The organism is Haloferax sp. Atlit-4N (assembly GCF_003383025.1).
Lineage (GTDB): Archaea > Halobacteriota > Halobacteria > Halobacteriales > Haloferacaceae > Haloferax > Haloferax gibbonsii.
This window is the reverse complement of record NZ_PSYY01000001.1, coordinates 319332-336997: the sequence shown is the minus strand read 5'-3', so window position 1 is coordinate 336997 and position 17666 is coordinate 319332. Positions and strand designations below refer to the sequence as shown.

At 67.7% G+C, this 17666-nt stretch carries 19 protein-coding genes and 1 tRNA gene; 14 read left to right on the top strand and 6 right to left on the bottom strand.

Annotation, left to right across the window (positions count from 1 at the left end; all coding sequences use genetic code 11):
* The first annotated feature begins 21 nt into the window (after positions 1 to 21).
* The 4 genes from C5C07_RS01760 to C5C07_RS01745 all read left to right on the top strand — a co-directional run bounded on the left by C5C07_RS01760 (position 22) and on the right by C5C07_RS01745 (position 4121).
* Complete coding sequence (locus tag C5C07_RS01760; RefSeq protein ID WP_115804436.1) at positions 22 to 1212, top strand: hypothetical protein; 1191 nt, start codon at positions 22 to 24, stop codon at positions 1210 to 1212.
* Positions 1213 to 1281: 69 nt separating this feature from the next.
* Complete coding sequence (locus tag C5C07_RS01755) at positions 1282 to 2079, top strand: electron transfer flavoprotein subunit beta/FixA family protein (protein WP_004973659.1); 798 nt, start codon at positions 1282 to 1284, stop codon at positions 2077 to 2079.
* Positions 2076 to 3029, top strand: coding sequence for an electron transfer flavoprotein subunit alpha/FixB family protein (locus tag C5C07_RS01750; protein ID WP_115804435.1), 954 nt, complete (start codon positions 2076 to 2078; stop codon positions 3027 to 3029). Before C5C07_RS01755 ends, C5C07_RS01750 begins: the two co-directional genes overlap by 4 nt.
* 249 nt (positions 3030 to 3278) lie before the next feature.
* A complete protein-coding gene (locus tag C5C07_RS01745) occupies positions 3279 to 4121 on the top strand; it encodes a polyprenyl synthetase family protein (RefSeq protein ID WP_050458509.1) in 843 nt (280 codons plus the stop codon).
* A 78-nt stretch (positions 4122 to 4199) separates the two neighbouring features.
* Here the strand turns inward: C5C07_RS01745 and C5C07_RS01740 are convergent, their stop codons facing one another.
* Positions 4200 to 5333 carry a DUF373 family protein gene (locus C5C07_RS01740; protein WP_004973664.1) on the bottom strand — a complete coding sequence of 378 codons (1134 nt, stop codon included), beginning with the start codon at positions 5331 to 5333 and terminating at the stop codon, positions 4200 to 4202.
* A gap of 129 nt (positions 5334 to 5462) precedes the next feature.
* Positions 5463 to 7352: a PAS domain S-box protein gene (locus C5C07_RS01735; protein WP_115804434.1), complete on the bottom strand. Its 1890-nt coding sequence runs from the start codon at positions 7350 to 7352 to the stop codon at positions 5463 to 5465.
* A gap of 107 nt (positions 7353 to 7459) precedes the next feature.
* Here C5C07_RS01735 and C5C07_RS01730 point away from each other — a divergent pair, with 107 nt between their 5' ends.
* The gene (locus C5C07_RS01730) at positions 7460 to 8455 is read left to right on the top strand and encodes a radical SAM protein (protein ID WP_049904989.1); all 996 of its coding nucleotides are present in this window, start codon (positions 7460 to 7462) and stop codon (positions 8453 to 8455) included.
* 145 nt (positions 8456 to 8600) lie between these two features.
* Here C5C07_RS01730 and C5C07_RS01725 read toward each other — a convergent pair whose 3' ends face one another.
* Positions 8601 to 9290 (bottom strand): hypothetical protein, encoded by a 690-nt coding sequence (locus C5C07_RS01725; protein WP_004973668.1) that lies wholly within the window; start codon positions 9288 to 9290, stop codon positions 8601 to 8603.
* A 90-nt stretch (positions 9291 to 9380) separates the two neighbouring features.
* On the opposite strand from C5C07_RS01725, the gene C5C07_RS01720 reads away from it, so the two are divergent.
* The 3 genes from C5C07_RS01720 to C5C07_RS01710 all read left to right on the top strand — a co-directional run bounded on the left by C5C07_RS01720 (position 9381) and on the right by C5C07_RS01710 (position 11321).
* Entirely contained in the window at positions 9381 to 9860 is a 480-nt protein-coding gene (locus C5C07_RS01720; RefSeq protein ID WP_049904990.1) for a TRAM domain-containing protein, read from the top strand.
* A gap of 76 nt (positions 9861 to 9936) precedes the next feature.
* On the top strand, positions 9937 to 10431 hold the full coding sequence (locus tag C5C07_RS01715; RefSeq protein WP_004973672.1) for a Tfx family DNA-binding protein: 495 nt from the start codon (positions 9937 to 9939) through the stop codon (positions 10429 to 10431).
* Between the two features lie 104 nt (positions 10432 to 10535).
* Positions 10536 to 11321 carry an SDR family oxidoreductase gene (locus C5C07_RS01710; protein ID WP_050458506.1) on the top strand — a complete coding sequence of 262 codons (786 nt, stop codon included), beginning with the start codon at positions 10536 to 10538 and terminating at the stop codon, positions 11319 to 11321.
* Between the two features lie 18 nt (positions 11322 to 11339).
* Here the strand turns inward: C5C07_RS01710 and C5C07_RS01705 are convergent, their stop codons facing one another.
* Together C5C07_RS01705 and C5C07_RS01700 are read right to left on the bottom strand one after the other, a co-directional pair.
* On the bottom strand, positions 11340 to 12344 hold the full coding sequence (locus tag C5C07_RS01705) for a mannose-1-phosphate guanylyltransferase (protein ID WP_115804433.1): 1005 nt from the start codon (positions 12342 to 12344) through the stop codon (positions 11340 to 11342).
* 90 nt (positions 12345 to 12434) lie between these two features.
* Complete coding sequence (locus C5C07_RS01700; RefSeq protein WP_004973677.1) at positions 12435 to 12716, bottom strand: hypothetical protein; 282 nt, start codon at positions 12714 to 12716, stop codon at positions 12435 to 12437.
* Between the two features lie 171 nt (positions 12717 to 12887).
* Here C5C07_RS01700 and C5C07_RS01695 point away from each other — a divergent pair, with 171 nt between their 5' ends.
* From C5C07_RS01695 to C5C07_RS01685, 3 genes are all read left to right on the top strand, one after another.
* Positions 12888 to 13823 carry a replication factor A gene (locus C5C07_RS01695; RefSeq protein ID WP_115804432.1) on the top strand — a complete coding sequence of 312 codons (936 nt, stop codon included), beginning with the start codon at positions 12888 to 12890 and terminating at the stop codon, positions 13821 to 13823.
* Positions 13824 to 14414: an RPA family protein gene (locus tag C5C07_RS01690; RefSeq protein WP_004973682.1), complete on the top strand. Its 591-nt coding sequence runs from the start codon at positions 13824 to 13826 to the stop codon at positions 14412 to 14414.
* 189 nt (positions 14415 to 14603) lie between these two features.
* Complete coding sequence (locus tag C5C07_RS01685; protein WP_004044633.1) at positions 14604 to 15017, top strand: ribbon-helix-helix protein, CopG family; 414 nt, start codon at positions 14604 to 14606, stop codon at positions 15015 to 15017.
* Between the two features lie 57 nt (positions 15018 to 15074).
* Here C5C07_RS01685 and C5C07_RS01680 read toward each other — a convergent pair whose 3' ends face one another.
* The gene (locus tag C5C07_RS01680) at positions 15075 to 15536 is read right to left on the bottom strand and encodes a DUF5814 domain-containing protein (RefSeq protein ID WP_004973684.1); all 462 of its coding nucleotides are present in this window, start codon (positions 15534 to 15536) and stop codon (positions 15075 to 15077) included.
* A gap of 119 nt (positions 15537 to 15655) precedes the next feature.
* Here C5C07_RS01680 and C5C07_RS01675 point away from each other — a divergent pair, with 119 nt between their 5' ends.
* From C5C07_RS01675 to C5C07_RS01665, 3 genes are all read left to right on the top strand, one after another.
* Positions 15656 to 16309: an NADPH-dependent F420 reductase gene (locus tag C5C07_RS01675; RefSeq protein WP_050458504.1), complete on the top strand. Its 654-nt coding sequence runs from the start codon at positions 15656 to 15658 to the stop codon at positions 16307 to 16309.
* A gap of 107 nt (positions 16310 to 16416) precedes the next feature.
* A tRNA-His gene (locus C5C07_RS01670) sits at positions 16417 to 16489 on the top strand.
* 383 nt (positions 16490 to 16872) lie between these two features.
* A complete protein-coding gene (locus C5C07_RS01665; RefSeq protein ID WP_115804431.1) occupies positions 16873 to 17655 on the top strand; it encodes a molybdopterin-binding protein in 783 nt (260 codons plus the stop codon).
* The last annotated feature ends 11 nt before the right edge of the window (positions 17656 to 17666 follow it).

Below are 17666 nucleotides of genomic sequence, written 5' to 3'. Positions count from 1 at the left end.
CCGGATGAAACGGATTTACGTATGCGGAGCGCCGCCCTCATCGTTGCCCTCCTCACCATCGTCTCCGGCGTCGCAGTCCCGGCGGCGGCCACAGATATGACTGCGGTTGGCGCTCACGGCGTTGACGCGGCAGTCGACGATTCCGGAGTCGGCGATTTCGGTACCGACTCTCGCTCGCAAGCGCCCGCCGCCCTCGGCCGCGCACCGCTCGTCACCCAGCAGACGAGTCTCGAACGGTCGCCGCGGACGGAGATATCGATTCGAGTTCACGACGACCGCTCGGCGGACTGGCGCATCGAGATGCGCTACGAGCTCGAGACGCGAAACGAGACCGCGGCGTTCGAAGAGTTCGCACAGGAGTACGAGCAGGGAACCACCGACGTCGGCCCCGACGCCGCCTTCTTTCAGCGCGTCAGCCAGACGGCCGCCGAGCAGACCGGTCGGTCGATGACCGTCCAGAACGCGACGACGACGGGGTACGTCGAAAACGGGACCGGCGTCCTCGTGTTGAGGTTCACGTGGACGAACTTCGCGGAACAGACCGACGAAGGGCTGCGCGTCGGTGACGCCTTCTCGGCCGGCGGCGGCGAGACGTGGGTCACCTCCCTGCAGTCGAACCAGAACCTCACGATTCAGACGCCCCCGGGCTACGCCGTCAGCGACACGGACATCCCGCTGGAGAACAACGCCGTCGTCGCCGAGGGACCGCGGACGTTCGAGTCGACCGAGCAACTAAGCGTGAGTTACGTTTCCACAGGGTCGGACGGAGCCATCCCGTGGACGCTCGTCGGTGGCGGTGCCATCGTCTTCTTGGTGCTCGTGGCGGGTGTCGTCCTGTTCACCCGGCGGCGACCGGGCGGCGCGGACGCGGTCGAACCGTCGGCATCGACGCCCACGCGGCGTCAGGAGCCGACGCCGGAACCGTCCGACGAACTCGGCACCGACGGAGAGGTTGACGACGACGGCGAAGCAGGCGAAGCGCCCGACGATGTCGACCTCGACTTACTCTCGGACGAAGAGCGGGTCGAACTCCTCTTGGAACGGAGCGGCGGGCGGATGAAGCAGGCGAACATCGTCAAGGAGACCGGCTGGTCCGACGCCAAAGTCTCGCAGCTCCTGTCGGCGATGGCCGACGAGGGGCGCGTCGAGAAACTGCGCCTCGGCCGCGAGAACCTCATCTCGCTCCCCGACGAGGACGAAGACGAGGAGTAATCGGGCGACGGCGTCGCCGACGACCGCGGTGCGAAAACGTTTATTCTCCCCGGTCGGTAGTGAACGTTGATGAAAGTTCTCGTAACCGTCAAGGAGGTCGCCGAGGTCGAAGAGGACTTCGAGCTCGACGGGCTCCGCGTGGCGGACCAGTACCTCGACTACGACCTCAACGAGTGGGACGAGTACGCGGTCGAGGAAGCCGTCCAAATCGCCGAGGAGAGCGACGACGACGTGGAGGTCGTCGCCGTCACCATCGGCCCCGAGCGGTCCGAAGAGACCATCCGCATGGCGCTCGCCAAGGGCGTCGACCGCGCGGTCCGCGTGTGGGACGACGCGCTCGACGGCGTGGACCTGCTCGACGTGGGCGCGAAGACGCGCCTGCTCTCGGCGGTCGTCGAGGAGGAAGACCCCGACCTCGTCCTGACGGGCGTGCAGGCGAACGACGACAGCTTCGGCGCGACCGGCGTCTCGCTCGCCTCGGCCATCGACTTCGAGTGGGCCGCGGTCGTGAACGCGCTCGACCTCGACGCCGACGGCGGCGTGGCGAACGTCCGCCGCGAACTCGAAGGCGGCGTGGAGGAGCTCACCGAGGTCGACCTGCCCGCGGTCCTCACTATCCAGACGGGTATCAACGAGCCCCGCTACGCGAGCCTGCGCGGGATTCGGCAGGCCCAGTCGAAGGAGATCAAGCCGCTCGCGCTCTCCGACCTCGGCCTCGACGCCGCGGCCGTCGAGTCCGACCTCGTCCTGACCGACGTGTACGAGCCGGAGACCGAGTCCGACGCGACCTACTTCGAGGGTGACGCCGGGGAGCAGGCCGCCGACCTTGCGACCGTCCTCCGCGAGAAGGGGGTGGGCGCGCAATGAGCGACGTGCTCGCCGTCGTCGAGCACCGCCGCGGAAGCCCCCGCGACGTGTCGTTCGAACTCGTGACGGCCGGCGCCGACCTCGTCGGCGACACCGGCGGCGACCTCCACCTCGCGGTCATCGGCGGCGACGTGGACGCCTTCGCCGAGGCGCTCTCGCTCGCCGGCGTGGACGCGATTCACACCGTCGCCGAGGGCGACGAGTTCAACCACGACGTGTACGTGCAGGCCGTCGAGGCCCTCTCCGAGGAGCTCGACCCCACGTACGTCCTCATGGGCAACACGGTCAACGGCCTCGACTACGCCCCCGCGGTCGCGGAGCGCCTCGACCTCCCGCTCGTGACCGACGCCATCGGCCTCCAGAACGACGGCGGCCTCGTCGTCACCCGCGAGATGTACGCCTCGAAGGTCGAATCGACCGTCGAGGTCGACGCCGACCGCGCCGCGGTCACCGTCCGCCCCGGCGAGTGGGACGCCGCCGAGGAGCCGGGCGAGCCCGCGGTCGAGGCCTTCTCGTTCGACCTTGACGAGTCACGCGTGCGCTCGCGCGTGACTGGCTTCGAGGAAGTCGGCAGCGGCGACGTGGACATCACCGACGCCGACGTGCTCGTCTCCGTCGGCCGCGGCATCGAAGAAGAAGAGAACATCGAGCTCGTGCAGGAACTCGCCGACGCGCTCGGCGCGACGCTCTCGTCGTCGCGGCCCATCGTCGACAACGGCTGGCTCCCGAAGGACCGGCAGGTCGGCCAGTCCGGGAAGGTCGTCACGCCGAAGTTCTACATCGCAATCGGCATCTCCGGCGCCGTCCAGCACGTCGCCGGGATGAAGGGTGCCGAGAACATCGTCGCCATCAACACCGACCCCGACGCGCCCATCTTCGACATCGCCGACTACGGCATCGTCGGCGACCTCTTCGAAGTCGTTCCGGAGCTTATCGAGCAGTTCGAGTAAACGTTCAATCTTTTTGGTCCAGGTTTTTGCGGACGCGAACCTGTGAGCGTCCGGAAAAAGGTGGTCGCATGTGGTTCCGGAACTCATCGAGCAGTTCGAGTAAACGTTCAATCTTTTTGGTCCAGATTTTTGCGGACGCGAACCTGTGAGCGACGTCTCCGGGGCACGTGTTCTCTGAGCGCCGCACCCCAGTCGCGCGGTTTCTCCAAATCCGGTACGTACTTCCCTACCCAACCCTACGAACCGACAATGGAATACCTGGAGCGCCGGGTCACGATGGTAAACGACCGCCTCGAGGAGGTCGTCTCGGCGGTCGAGCCGTCGGAACTCGCCGACCAACTCGACCACGTCGCTCTCGCGGGGGGCAAGCGCGTCCGCCCCGCCGTGACCATCCTCGCCTGCGAGGCCGTCGGTGGCACCCCCGAGGACGCCGTCGACTTCGCGGTCGGCGTCGAACTCGTCCACAACGCCTCGCTCGTCGTCGACGACATCATCGACCGGTCCGACATCCGCCGCGGCACGCCCAGCGCGTGGGCCGAGTACGGCTACGGCCCGGCAATCATCGCCTCCGACGGCCTGCTCGGCGAGGCGTTCGCCCTCCTCTCGTCGTCAGACCGCGCCACCCGCATCGTCGCCGAATCGATGGTCGAACTCGGCGAGGGCGAGGCGACCGAACTCGTCGCGGTCCCGTCCAACGAAGACGAGTACATGCAGCTCGCCCACCGCAAGACGGGCGCGCTGTTCCGCGCCGCCGCCGAACTCGGCGCCGTCGCCGCCGGCGGCGACGCCCACGTCGTCGAGGCGTTCGGCGACTACGCGGCCCGCGTCGGCGTCGCCTTCCAGATTCGCGACGACGTGCTGGACGCCACGGCCGACGCCGAGGAACTCGGCAAGCCGACGGGACAGGACGCCGAGATGGGCCGGCCGTCGCTCGTACAGGTGACGGACCTGACCCCCGAGGAAGCGAACCGCCGGGCCCGACAGCAGGCCGACGAAGCGCTTTCGGCCCTCGACTCCTCGGGCGTCGAAGACTCGGAGCCGCTGGAGTACCTCCGCGACCTCGCGGAGTTCGTCATCGTCCGCGAGAGCTGACGGGGCGACTTCGAGTTCGGCACCGACGACGCTGAAAACCGACAGAAAACGCCGAGCGGAGCGACCGTCCGCGACTGATTACGCGGGTTGCTCGCCGTCGCCGTCCGAGCCGGTCGGGTAGCGCGACTCCGCCACCGCGAACGTGAGCGTGCTCAGCACGCCGAGGAGCGTGCCGACCGTGAGCGCGACGGCGAGGCCGGGGAGGTAGAACTTCTGGACGCCGACGACGCCCTCGGGGAGGAAGAAGCCGGAGAGCGCGTACAGCACGATGGCGATGGCGAACACGTAGAACGGCGCGTTGAGGTAGCGCCACTTGAACCGGTCGTGGAGGTACTCGTCTGTCACCTGCCCGAGGCTGCTCGTGATACCGGCGGCGGCGAACCACTCGACCGCGCCGTGGACGAGCGTCGCGAGGATGAGTCCCGGCGCGGGGTCGCCGCCGACGCTGTCGGAGACGGTTTCGAGGAGTTCGACCCCGCGGACGCCGCCGACGACGAGGAGCGCCGCGGCGGCGACGTAGGTGATGATGGTGACGCGACCGGCGTAGAGGACGTTTCGCGCCCGGTTGGCCGCCTCGTCGACGGCGGATTCGAGGCCGAGCCCGCGGAACAGCGTGTACAGGCCGAGGAGCGCCGAGATGAGGCCGAGAACGACCGCGCCGGGCACGTCGAAGAAGCTGGCGATGGTGACGAAGGGGTAGATGAGAAGCAGGATGCCGAGCGGGACGAGGATGGTCCCGCGGGTCTCGGGGTCGGCGAGCACCTGCTTCATCGTGTAGTACATCGATTCGAGGTTCTGGGCCTGTCTGACGACGACCCGACGGACCCCGTCGATGGGGACGCGAGAGCGGATGACCGGCAGGACCGACTCGTCCTGTGCGCCGTCGGTGATGACGATGGCGTGGACTGGCTCGCCGGTCGAGAGGCTCGCGAGGACGGTGTCAATCTCGTCGCCGATGGCGCGGTTCGCTTTCACGTCGCTTCCTTCCAACCCGGTGACCGCCGCGACCTCGACCTCCTCGTCTTCCGATTCGAGGAGTTCGTCGTGGACCTGAATGCCCTGAAAGAGGACGTTCACGTCGGAGTCCTCCGGGTCCGCGGTGGCCAGCGCCACCGCGGCGTCCTCGACGCGCTGTCGGCCGACGACGGGCGTCGAGAGACCCGTCTTGCGGCCGAGGTCGTCGTCGAGGTCGACACAGAGGACCAAGAGCATCGTTGACTCCTATGCCACGGGGATATATCTGCTTTCGGGGGCGCGGTCGCGGTGGCGCGGTCCGTCGGTCTCGCGGAGCGAACGGGCGGTCGCCGGGGCACGGTCGTCGTCCTCTTCGGTTCGCCCCGGTCAGTCGGTCGCGCCGGCCTCGCCGACGGGGTCGAAAAGCACCTCGAAGCGCGCCCCGGACCTGCCGTCGACGACCCGAATTACCCAGCCGTGGGAGTCGACAATCTGCCGGACGATGCCGAGTCCGAGGCCGTTTCCGTCGCCGTCTTTGGTGGAAAATCCCGAGTCGAAGACGTGGTCGCGAATCGACGCCGGGATGCCGGGGCCGTTGTCCTCGACGAAGAAGCCGCGGTGCGATGGGAGGGCACCGACGCGAATCACGAGCTCCGAGTCGTCGCTCGCGGTGGACGCGTCGTCACGGTCGCTTCGGCCGTGCTGGAGCGCGTTCCGAAACAGGTTCTCGAAGAGCCGCGTCGCCCGGCTCTCGTCGGCTTCGACCACCGGGAGTTCGCCGACCTCGCAGCGCACGTGGCCGGCGTTGGGCGAGCACATCTCCCACGCGGTTGCCGCGGCGTCCGCCAGCGAGACTTCCTCCGCGTCGAGGACGGAACGCCCGTCGCGGGCGAGAGAGAGCACGTCTTCGACCACGTCGGTGATGCGCCGGTGGGCGCGCTCGACGTAGTCGAGGTGGCTGCCGTCGTCGAGTTCGCGAGCGAGTTCGAGCCGGCCCTGCGCGACCGACAACGGTCCGCGGATGTCGTGTGAGAGGACGCGGGCGAAGGCGTCGAGCCGGGCGTTCTGCTGGGCGAGTTCGCGCTCGTGGCTGATGCGCTCCGTCAGGTCGGACATCACGCCGAGGATGTTTGTCACGTCGCCGTTCTCGTCGAGGAGCGGGACCGCGCGGGCGTTCGCCCAACGGATGGTTTCGCTCCCCTCGGGGATGAACCGGAACTCGAACTCGTACTGCTCGTCGACGGCACCGTCTCGGATGTCGACGAACATCTCGTCGATGGCTCGCCGCAGTTGGTCGCGGTCGTCGACGTGGACGAGTTCGAGGAACGAATGTGGGTTCTCGTAGAGGAGCGACACGTCTCGCCCCCAGACGCTCTCGAACTGGTCGTTGATGTAGACGATGTCCAGTTCGGTCGGCTCCGAGATGAACACCATGTCCGGGAGCGACGAGATTATCTGCCTGGTGAGGCGCTCGGAGCGCCTGAGGAGCCGTTCGGACTCCAGTCGGGCCGTGACGTCCATCGCGGTCCCGACGACGACGGACTCGCCGTCGACCGCCGTCCGCTGACCGGTGATTTCCAGCGTCGTCTGCCCGCCGGTTCGGTCGCTGACGCGGACGGTGTACGACATCGATTCGACGCTTCCGTGTTCCCGGCTCTTCAGGCTCTCGTCGACGATGGCGCGGTCCTGCTCGACGATGAAGTCGGTGATTGGGCGGCCGACCACCTCGTCGGTGTCGTAGCCGAGCAGGTTCGAGAGGTACTCGTTGACGAACTCGATTCGACCGTCGCGTATCACGTACAGGCCGACGAGCGACTGGTCGGCGATGACCCGGACCCACGCGTGCAGTTCGTCGAGTTCGGTCGACTGACGGGCCGCGGCGACCGCCTTCGAGATGCGGTAGGCGAGCACCGCGAGTTGAGCCTCTGTCGGCGGTTTCTCGACCACGTCGGCGACACCGGCGTCGAACGCCTCCCGTACGACGTCCACAGAGTCGAGCCTCGTGAACAGAATCACCGGCGGCGGGTTGGGTAACTCTCGGAGACGGAGCAGCGCGTCGAAGCCCGTGGAGCCGCCGAACTCGAACTCGGTGACGATACAGTCGAACGGCGACTCGGCGTGCGCCTCGAGCGCCGCGACCGGGTCGTCGACCGCCGAGACCTCGAGACGGTCGCACGCCTCGAGCGCCGGAACCGTGTCTGCGACGGTTTCGGGGTCGTCGTCGACGAGAAGGACCCGGACCGGACCTTCAGCGTGGACGACGGGACCGAGAGACATGACATACTGTCAGTCATATACAACAATAACCGTACCGGCGGGCGGAACGGTTCCCGGGCAAAGTCGGACGCCTTTTGACGATGCGCCAAGTACGGTTCCGTAATCGAATGATCTCGAAGGGATGCGAACAGTGCGCCATGGGCGGCAAGATGGTGCTGTTCGTCTACGGGTACTGCGACCAGCGCGATTGTTTCTACTGCCCGCTCGGCGAGAATCGCAAGAACGTCACCGACGTGTACGCCAACGAACGGAAAGTCGAGTCCGACGCGGACGTCATCGAAGAGGCGAAACGCATGGACGCGCTCGGCTCGTCTATCACCGGCGGCGAGCCACAGGAGGCGCTCGACAAGACCTGCCGCTACATCTCGCTTCTCAAAGACGAGTTCGGCGAGGACCACCACATCCACCTCTATACGGGTATCACGGGCGGTCGCGAGAACATGCGCCGCCTCGCCGAGGCCGGCCTCGACGAGATTCGCTTCCACCCGCCGCTCGAACTCTGGGGCGACATGCACGGCACCGAGTGGGAGGACATCCTCTACATCGCTCGCGAGGAGGGCCTCACCCCGGCGTTCGAGATTCCGGGCATCCGCGCGGAACGGGAGTTCCTCGACTTCCTCGACGAGGGGGCCGCCGAGTTCTGCAACATCAACGAGTTCGAGATGTCCGACGGTAACTACCGCCGGATGCAGGAGAAGGGCTACGAACTGCAGGACGGTCACATGTCGGCGGTCGACGGCTCGAAGGAGGCCATCCTCGACGAGATGGGCGACCACGAGCGCGTCTACTTCTGTACCTCCGTGTTCAAGGACGCCGCCCAGCACCGAAACCGCCTGAAGCGCATGGCCCGCAACCTCCGCCGGCCGTTCGACGAAGTGACGGACGACGGCACGCTCGTCTACGGCAAGACCTACACGCCCGCCGAGCGCTTCATCGAACTCGGCGTCCCCGACGAGTTCTACAGCATCAAGTCGAACCACGTCGAGGTCGCGTGGTGGCTCCTCGAAGAGATGATAGAAGACGGCGACGTGGACGACGGCGAAATCGTCGAGCAGTACCCGACCTACGACGGCACGGTCGTCGAGCGGACGCCACTGGCCTGAATTCGGACGTTTTTGGTCCAGATTTTTGCGGAGTGAGCGCCAGCGAACTCCGGAAAAAGGTGGGACCGGCACGGTCGTCGAGCGGACGCCACTGGCCTGAATTCGGGCGTTTTTGGTCCAGATTTTTGCGGAGTGAGTGCGAGCGTCACGACCGGAAGCGGTGGTGCCGCCGCGTCCGAGTTCTCGTGAGCGCGACGAACAGACTCGGCGTGAGCGCGAGCGCCGCGGCCGCGGCCGTCGTCGGACCGAGCGGAAGCCGCATCGCGACGCCGGCACCCGCGACCGAGACGCCGACGAGCGCGCCCGCGGCGATACCGACGCGCTGTTGACGGTGCGTCGGGCGGAACCCGCGGGCGTCGGCGTAGAGCGCCCCCGAAAGCCCGAGGACGAACCCGAGGAGCGCGCTCACCGTTCCGAGGCGGGGCGCGAGCGCGAGGAACGCCGCGCCGACGACCGCACAACAGACGAGCGACTGGACCGGAGACAGGGGGTTCACGTCCGCGCCGAACCGGACCGCGTAGGCGACGGGCGGAAGCGTGACCACCACCGCGGCGAACACGCCATCGAGCGGTTCGACCGTGGCGCGTTCGAGGACGGCGGTCGTCGCGGTCAACAGCCCGATGGCCGCGCCGAGGCCGAGGACGACCCGCGGAGGGAGCGCCTCGGAGGGGTCGTCAGACCGGAGGACGCCGAAGGCGGCAAAGGGGTAACAGACGACGGCACCGAAGAGGAGCGGGCGAAACAGCGTCCCCGAGAGGACCGCCGCGGAGACGGTCGCGGACAGGCCGAGGAAGACGCCGATGAGGAGTGCGAACTCGGGGACGCGTTCTGCCATACCGCGGGGTTCGGGCGAGCGACAGAAAGCGTTTCGGCGGGCGGCGGGCTACCCGCAAGCGTTTAGAGTGCCCCTAGTGTACCTCCCCGCATGTCCGACTGTCCACTCGCGGACGACTGCCCGAGCTTCTCAGAACGAATCGCGGGCATGGGGTGCCAGTACTACGGCGACCGCGGCGGCGCGGAGTGGTGCGACCACTACGAGCGCCCCATCTACGAGCTCAAACAGCAGCCCGTCAAGCCGGGCGAGGAGGTCATCGTCACCGTCGAGGACATCCACGAGAGCGGTGCGGGAGTCGGTCGGACCGAAGACGGTTTCATCGTCTTCGTCGACGGACTGCTGCCGGATGCGCGCGCCATCGTCCGCATCGACCGGGTGAAGGGGAGCCACGCCCGCGCGAAGAAAATCGTCGAGCGCCTGCCGCTGGACCCCGAAGCCGAAGACAGCGAGACGGGCGAGACGGGCGAGGCGACCGGAGCCGACACCGAATCCAAATCCAAATCGAGCGGTCGCGACGGCCCGAAGCGCCCCGAGGCGCTCGGGAGCCGAGACAACTTCTGGGGCGAATAACGCCGACTCGTCGGCGGCGTCCCGTGGACAGTCAGCCTGCTGTATCTTTTTTCACCCCCGAGACCTACCCCGTGGTATGAGCGACGCCGGACGCGACGACGAGACGGTTCCCGACGTAGACGAACTCCTCGATAGAGCCGGGTTCGACCCGGAGACGAGCGTCCTCACCCGGAGGCAGGCGGAGGTGCTCGCGCTGCGCGAGCGGGACGTCCGCCAGTCGACCATCGCCGACTTCCTCGGCACCTCGCGGGCGAACGTCTCCAGCATCGAAGCCAGCGCCCGCGCCAACGTCGAGAAGGCCCGCGAGACGGTGACGTTCGTCGACGCGCTCACCGCGCCGGTCCGCGTCGAGGTCCCCGCCGGAAGCGACCTCTACGACGTGCCCAAGCAGGTGTACGACGCCTGCGACGAGGCGGGCGTGAAAGTGAACCAGACCGCGCCGGACCTGATGAAAATCGTCTCCGACGCGGCCGGCGACGCCGTGGAGGGGCGAGAAATCAAAGAACAGCTCTTCGTCGGCGTCACGAGCGACGGGCGCGTCCGTGTCCGCCGGCACGCCGACGGGGTCTGACCGCGCGCCCGCGCTGGAATCGATCTCACCGCCGGCGTCCTCGGTTCACCCCACGTCGTGCCGCGAGGCCCACGCTTTTGCTCGCGGCGCTCGTCGGCCCGCGCATGGAACTCGGACTCGACGGCGACACGGTCGTCGTCACGGCGAGTTCGGCCGGCCTCGGGCGCGCGAGCGCCGCGGCGCTGGCCGACGAAGGAGCGAACGTCGTCGTCTGCGGGCGCGACCCCGAGCGCCTCGCGGCGACCGAATCGGACCTGAGCGACCTCGACGGCGACGTGCTCGGCGTCGAGACCGACATCACGAGCAAAGGAGACGTCGAAGCGCTGGTCGAGGCGGCCGTCGAGGAGTTCGGCGGCGTCGACCACGTCGTCACCTCGGCCGGGGGCGTGCCGCCGGGCGGGTTCGCCGACCTGACCGAACAGGAGTGGTACGGCGCGTTCGACATGCTCGTCATGAGCGCCGTCTGGACCGTCCGGGCGGCCCGACCGCACCTCGAAGCGAGCGACGCGGGCACGATTACCTGCATCACCTCCACCTCTGTCAGGGAGGTCATCGACGACCTCATCCTCTCGAACGCGGTCCGCCGCGGCGTCATCGGCCTCGTGAAGTCGCTCTCGCGCGAACTCGCGCCGGGCGTGCGGGTGAACGCGGTGCTGCCGGGCGCACACGAGACGAGTCGCATCGAGGAACTGGTCGAGGCGGCCGTCGAGCGCGGCGACCACGAGACCTACGAGGAGGGCCTCGACTCGTGGTCCGACGGGATTCCGCTGGGTCGCGTCGGCGACCCGCGCGAACTCGGCGACGTGGTCGCGTTCCTCGCCAGCGACCGCGCGAGCTTCGTCACTGGGGCCTGTGTCCCGGTCGACGGCGGACGACTGCGGAGCGCCTGACGCGGCGCTCGACCCGTCTCAGAACGCGTCGCGGTCGCGGAGGATAGAGACCGCATCGCGCACTTTCTGCGCGTCTTCTTTCGGCACGACGAGCACGCGGTCGCCCCACGCGACGACCGCGAGGTCGGAGACGCCGACGAGCGAGACGTTCGCGCCGTCGGTGGCGACGACGTTGTCCGCGGCGTCGACGAACACCGGGTCGTCGCCGAGCGCGACGTTGCCGTCCTCGTCGGCGTCGACGATGCGTTCGAGGGCGTCCCACGAACCGAGGTCGTCCCACTCGAAGTGGACCGGCACGACCGCCGCGTCCGCGGCGCGCTCCATCACCGCGTAGTCGATGCTGACGCCCTCGACCGCTTCGAAGCCGGCGTCTGTCTCCCCGTCGTCGAGGGCGTCGAGGAGGGGCGCGAGCGGCGAGTCGCGGACGGCCGAAAACAGCGCCTCGGGCGTCCACGCGAACATCCCGGCGTTCCAGAGGTAGCCCTCGTCGACGTAGCGGGCGGCCGTCTCGGCGTCCGGTTTCTCGTGGAACGCGGCGAGGTCGCGGTAGCCGCCGCGGTCCGCGCCGGGTTCGATGTAGCCGTAGCCGGTGTCCGGACGGGTCGGGTCGACGCCGAAGGCGACGAGCGCGCCGGTGTCGGCGGCGACGCGCGCGCCGCGGGTCATCGCCTCGGCGAAGCCGTCGCCGACGTGGTGGTCGCTCGGGAGGACGACGACGACCGGGTCGTCGTACAACTCGGCGATTCGGTGGGTCGCGTAGACGAGCGCCGGGCCGGTGTCCTTGGCCGCGGGTTCGACCACGACCTCGGCGTCGGGCGCGTGGTCGGCGATGTCGTCCGCGAACGCGGGCCGCGTCGAGACGACGACGTGGTCGGCGAAGTCGGCGCGGGCGACGGTCTCGGCGAGGAGGGAGCGGTCGCCGCCGAGCGGGAGGAACTGTTTGGGCCGGTCGCTCCGGCTCGCGGGGTACAGGCGGGTGCCGGTGCCGCCGGCGAGGACGAGCGCGACGAGTGGTCGGTCCATGTCGGAGGGTGGCGCTACAGCCTCAAAACCGTACCACGTCTCCAACCGCGTCGCTACCGATGTCGCCGACCATGTCACTACTCATCTCGCCTACCACGTCTCGACCATCCCCTCGCGGATGTCCTCGACACAGCCCTGACAGTCGGGGTGGTCGGGGTCGAAGCAGGCGGGACGGCCCTTCGCGTCGACGGCGACGGCGCGGCGCTCGGCGTGGCGGCGGCAGACGATTTTCGCGCGACCCTCGGCGTCCCGCGGGAGGGAGTGCGTCGGAGACGAGTCCCGACCGTCTCGATAGGCGCGTTTGGCCTCCTCGTAGCGCTTGCCGGCGGTGCGGGCGGCGCTGCGGATGATGCTTTCGAGGCGGTCGTCCATGGTGTCGAGTGCGTGCCCCGAGGCTATCAATTCCTCGCTCGGTGCGGCGGTTCTGGCGCGCTCTCGGCCGCGACGTTCACTTTCACTGCGCCGTTTGCAACTTTTTATATGAGTACGCATCCAAGGTCAGTATGCCTCCCAATGGAAACCAAGGTGGAGGCGAGGTAGACCATGACTGATTTGCGAACCCATGCGGCTGAGATAGCCGACCAGTTCTCGGACCACCTAGACGTGTCCGCGGACGAAGTCGAAGAACGATTAGAGAGTCTCGTCACCGAGTACCGCGTCCCCGTCGACGAAGCGCGGCGGAGCGTCGTCAACAGTTACCTCGACGAGGCCGGTATCGAGCGCGACGAGCTCGCCGGCGGCTCCGGCGGAAACGAACAGACCCTGCTCAACGACATCGACGAAGACGAGCAGTGGGTCGACGTGCGCGCGAAGGTCGTCGAACTCTGGGACCCCCGGAGCGAGTCCATCGCGCAGGTCGGCCTGCTCGGCGACGACTCCGGGCGGATGAAGTTCGTCTCGTTCACCACGTCCGAACTCCCCGAACTCGAAGAGGGGAAGTCGTACGCGCTCGGCAACGTCGTCACCGACGAGTACCAGGGCAACTTCTCCGTGAAGCTCAACCGGACGACGAGCATCACCGAACTCGACGAGGAGATCGAAGTCGGCGACGACTCGACCAGCGTCGAGGGCGCGCTCGTGGACATCCAGTCCGGGAGCGGCCTCATCAAGCGCTGTCCCGAGGAGGGCTGCACGCGCGTCCTCCAGAACGGGCGCTGTTCGGAACACGGCAGCGTCGAAGGCGAGTTCGACCTCCGCATCAAGGCCGTCGTCGACGACGGCGACGAGGTCCACGAAGTCATCTTCAACCGCGAGATGACGGAGGAGCTGACCGGTATCGAACTGGACGAGGCGAAGCAGATGGCCATGGACGCCCTCGACACCACCATCGTCGAAGAGGAGATGCGCGGTGACCTCGTGGGGTTCTACTACCGCGTCACCGGCCCGACGCTGGGCCGGTACGTGCTCGCCAACGAAGTCGAGCGGCTGAGCGAGCCGGCGGACGCAGAAGAACTGCTCATCAAAGCGAGGTCGATGTAAATGAGTTCCAACGAAATCCCCACCCGAGAGGTCGCCCGGCGCGTCTTCGCACAGGAGTTCAACGACGCCGGTTACACGTTCAAGGAGTCCGACGACGAGCGCGCGCCCGTCTACCTGCTGCTCCCGACGGGAGAGAGCGCGAACCGCGTCTTCCTCGTCGGCACGCTGACCGAGAAGGAAGACGTCGGCGAGGACAACGAGTACTGGCGGGGTCGCATCGTCGACCCGACGGGGACATTCTTCGTCTACGCCGGCCAGTACCAGCCCGAGGCCGCCAGCGCGCTGCGCGACCTCGACGCGCCCGCCTACGTCGCGGTCGTCGGCAAGCCGCGGACGTACGAGACCGACGACGGCAGCATCAACGTCTCCGTCCGCCCCGAGTCCATCACCGAGGTCGACGCGGCCACGCGCGACCGCTGGGTGACGGAGACCGCCGACAAGACGCTCGACCGCATCGCGGCGTTCGACGACGAGGGCAACGAGTACGCGCGGATGGCCCGCGAGCACTACGACCTCGACCCCGAGGAGTACAAGCGCGCCGCCATCGCCGCGCTCGAAAGCCTCGAACAGGCCGACGAGCTGAGCGCGTAAGCGAACGCCCCGCCCGCGCGACCCGGCGCGTCAACGAGACGCGCACCGGTCGCCGACCACCGAACGTATCAAACGCCGACTGACGGCCGATTTCCACCGTCACACGCCCCTTTTTGCGACGAATCACGACGCCCGAGACCCCTCGTCTGACGAACCATTAAGTGGCCTCACCACGGACCGACGAATATCATGGGCAACAAGAACAAGACCATCTCGTTTCGCGTCAACGAAGACGCGTTCGAGACCCTTCGGGAGATAGCCGAGGAGCGGGACATCTCCCTGTCCGCCGTCTTCCGCGACTACGTGGACACGTTAGTTGCCCACGACGGTCAGGTGCAGGTCGTCCCCAAACACGAACTCGAGAAACTGCGCGAGGGCGAAGACGAGTCGTTCCCCCCGACCGTCGAGGTTCCCAAGAGCTTCATCCGCGAGCACGAGCGCCTCGAACTGGAGGCCGAACACCTCCGCGAGCAGCTCGAAGAGCACAAGGGCTACGTGAACTACCTGCGCGAGCAGGTCGAAAACGACCACGACGACGTCGAAGAGGTCATCCAACTGGAGGACCTCGACACGGGCGACGAGCCGTCGTTCCGCCTCGGCTAAGCCGACCGACCGCCGGCGCTCTCTACGCCGTTATCGATTCGCGGTAGCGGGTCCGATTCAGCGAGGACCGACGAGGTCCTGCTTCGCCCGTCGCGCGTCGTCCTGCATTTCTCTGTCTCCTTCCACGTCCGCGAGCGCCTCGACCGATTCGAGCGTCCGGACCGCGTCGTCGAGGAACGAAAGCACGTCGCCGGGGTAGGCGTACACCATGTAGTCGTCGCTCATCACGTCCACGATGGCGTCGGGGCCGAGCCCCTGCGCGCGGAGTTCGAGCAGGTACTCGATGAACTGGCGTTCGGGGTAGCCGGTGTAGATGTCGTCCGAATTTTCGCAGTCGAGGAAGTCCTGCGCGAAGTCGAGCAGGCGGTCGCGGGTGGCGTCGTCCACCTTGGTGAGCCCCTCGCCGGAGTAGAGGATTTCGAGGGTCGCACCGCTGAAGACGCGCTTGGGGATGTTCGTATCCAGTTGCGAGACGATTTGGCGGTGATTTTTGAGGTAGATCTTGTCCGTGATAGCCACTGCTACCCGCAGCTTCGGGCCTCCGCGGCAAAAGCGTCCCGCTCCCGTGCGAAGCCCCAGCCGCGTTCGGCCGTCTCGGGCCGCGAACGTACTTGCTCGCGGCGCGCCACTAGGGACGAATGGAGACGAGACGCATCGGAATCATCGGGAGCGGCGACGTGGCGAAAGCCCTCGGGCGGGGATTCGCCCGCCACGGCTGGGACGTGAAGGTCGGGACTCGGAGCCCGGACAAACTGCGCGCGTGGACCGACGAAACCGCCGGAACCGACGACGACATGGACGTCGGCAGCTTCGCCGAGGCCGCGACCCACGGCGACGTGGTGGTGCTCGCGGTCCGCGGCGACGTCGCGAAAGAGGCGCTCGACCTCGCCGGAGTGACGAACTTCGCGGGGAAACTCGTCCTCGACGCCACGAACCCGCTCGACTTCACTGGCGGCGAACCCCGGCTCCTGTTCGGCGGTACGGACTCCCTCGGCGAGCGAGTGCAGGCGATGCTCCCCGACGCATCGGTCGTGAAATGCTTCAACACGGTCTCACACCACCAGATGGTCGACCCGGAGTTCGAGGCGGAGACGCCGCCGATGTTCGTCTGCGGCGACGACGCCGACGCCAAGGCTCGGGCCGAGGAGATACTCACCGAACTCGGCTGGCCCGGCGTCGAGGACGCCGGCGGCATCGAGTCCGCCCGATATCTGGAGGCGCTCGTCCCCCTGTGGGTTCGCGTGGGCGAAAACAGAGACACGTGGTCGCACGCGTTCGGCGTCGTGCAGTAGTCGGCGGGGTCGCGGGGGCGGTGGCCCGACCTCTGTCACGTACTGTCATTCCGGGACCGTAGCGTAACGTATTTTAGTCGTAGCGGATTAGGAGGGATTGCAGCGTGTCCGGGTTGGGGTAGTGGACTATCCTTCAGCCTTGTGGAGGCTGAGACGCGGGTTCAATTCTCGCACCTGGACCTCTTCTCTAAATTTCGACGGGTGAGCACCGCGTCGCGTGTACGAGTCCGCAGAACCACCCACCAGACCCAAGTGTGTCATGAACAAACATACCACGTGGGATGAGAACCCAACTCCGCGCGGACAACTCGGTGTTCGACCGCATCCGCGACGCGATACTCAACCGCGGCGACCCGGAGGACAACGAAGCGCCCGTCGGCCCAACGGTACCGACGGGCTGACCGGTCGGTTCCGCAGGTCGCCGCCGGTCCACCTCGCTTTTCCGCGCTCGAACTACCGAGCGCGAGCCGCCCCGAACCGTCGATAGCGCGGCCGTCGCCGACAACCCGAAGGGAACGCCGGAAACGAGCACGTCTTTCTATCGGGCGTCCTACGACCCGGCCATGCAGGTCGCCATCCTCACCGTCGGCAACGAACTGCTCGCGGGGGACATCGAGAACACGAACGCGACGTGGTTGGCCCGGCGACTCACCGAGGGCGGGGCGACGGTGGCGCGGATTCAGACGGTCCCCGACGACCACGGGGTCATCGCCGAGACGGTCGCCGACTGGGCGGCCGCCTTCGACGCGGTCCTCGTCACCGGCGGCCTCGGCGGGACGCCGGACGACATCACGATGGAAGCCGTCGCGGCCGGCCTCGACCGGGCGTTCGTCGTCAACGACGAGGCCGAAACGCAGGTCGAAGCGACCATCGCGGCGATTCTCGAACGCCGGCCGGACATCGACTTCGACCTCGAACCGGAGTGGTACGCGTCGATGCCCGCCGACGCCGAGGTGCTCCCGAACGAGGAGGGCCTCGCACCCGGCTGTCGGGCGGGAAACGTCTACGTCCTGCCGGGCATCCCCTCGGAGATGAAGCCGATGTTCGAGGGCATCGCCGAGCGGTTCGCGGGCGACGTGGAGTCGCGGGAGTGCTACGCCGACGCACCGGAGGGTGCCGTCGCCCGCGAACTCGGGATGGTCGCCGAGCGATTCGGTGTGGGGGTCGGGAGCTACCCAAACAGCGGCGGGCCGACCCGAATCAAACTCACCGGCGGCGACTCGGCGGTGCTCGACGAGGCGGTGGCGTGGTTCCGGGCGAACGCGACGGTCGACCTCTACGACAGCGAGGCGGCTGTGACGGCGGCGCGCGAGGAGAGAACGGGGAGCGACGCTCCCGAGAACTGAGAGCCGGTCGG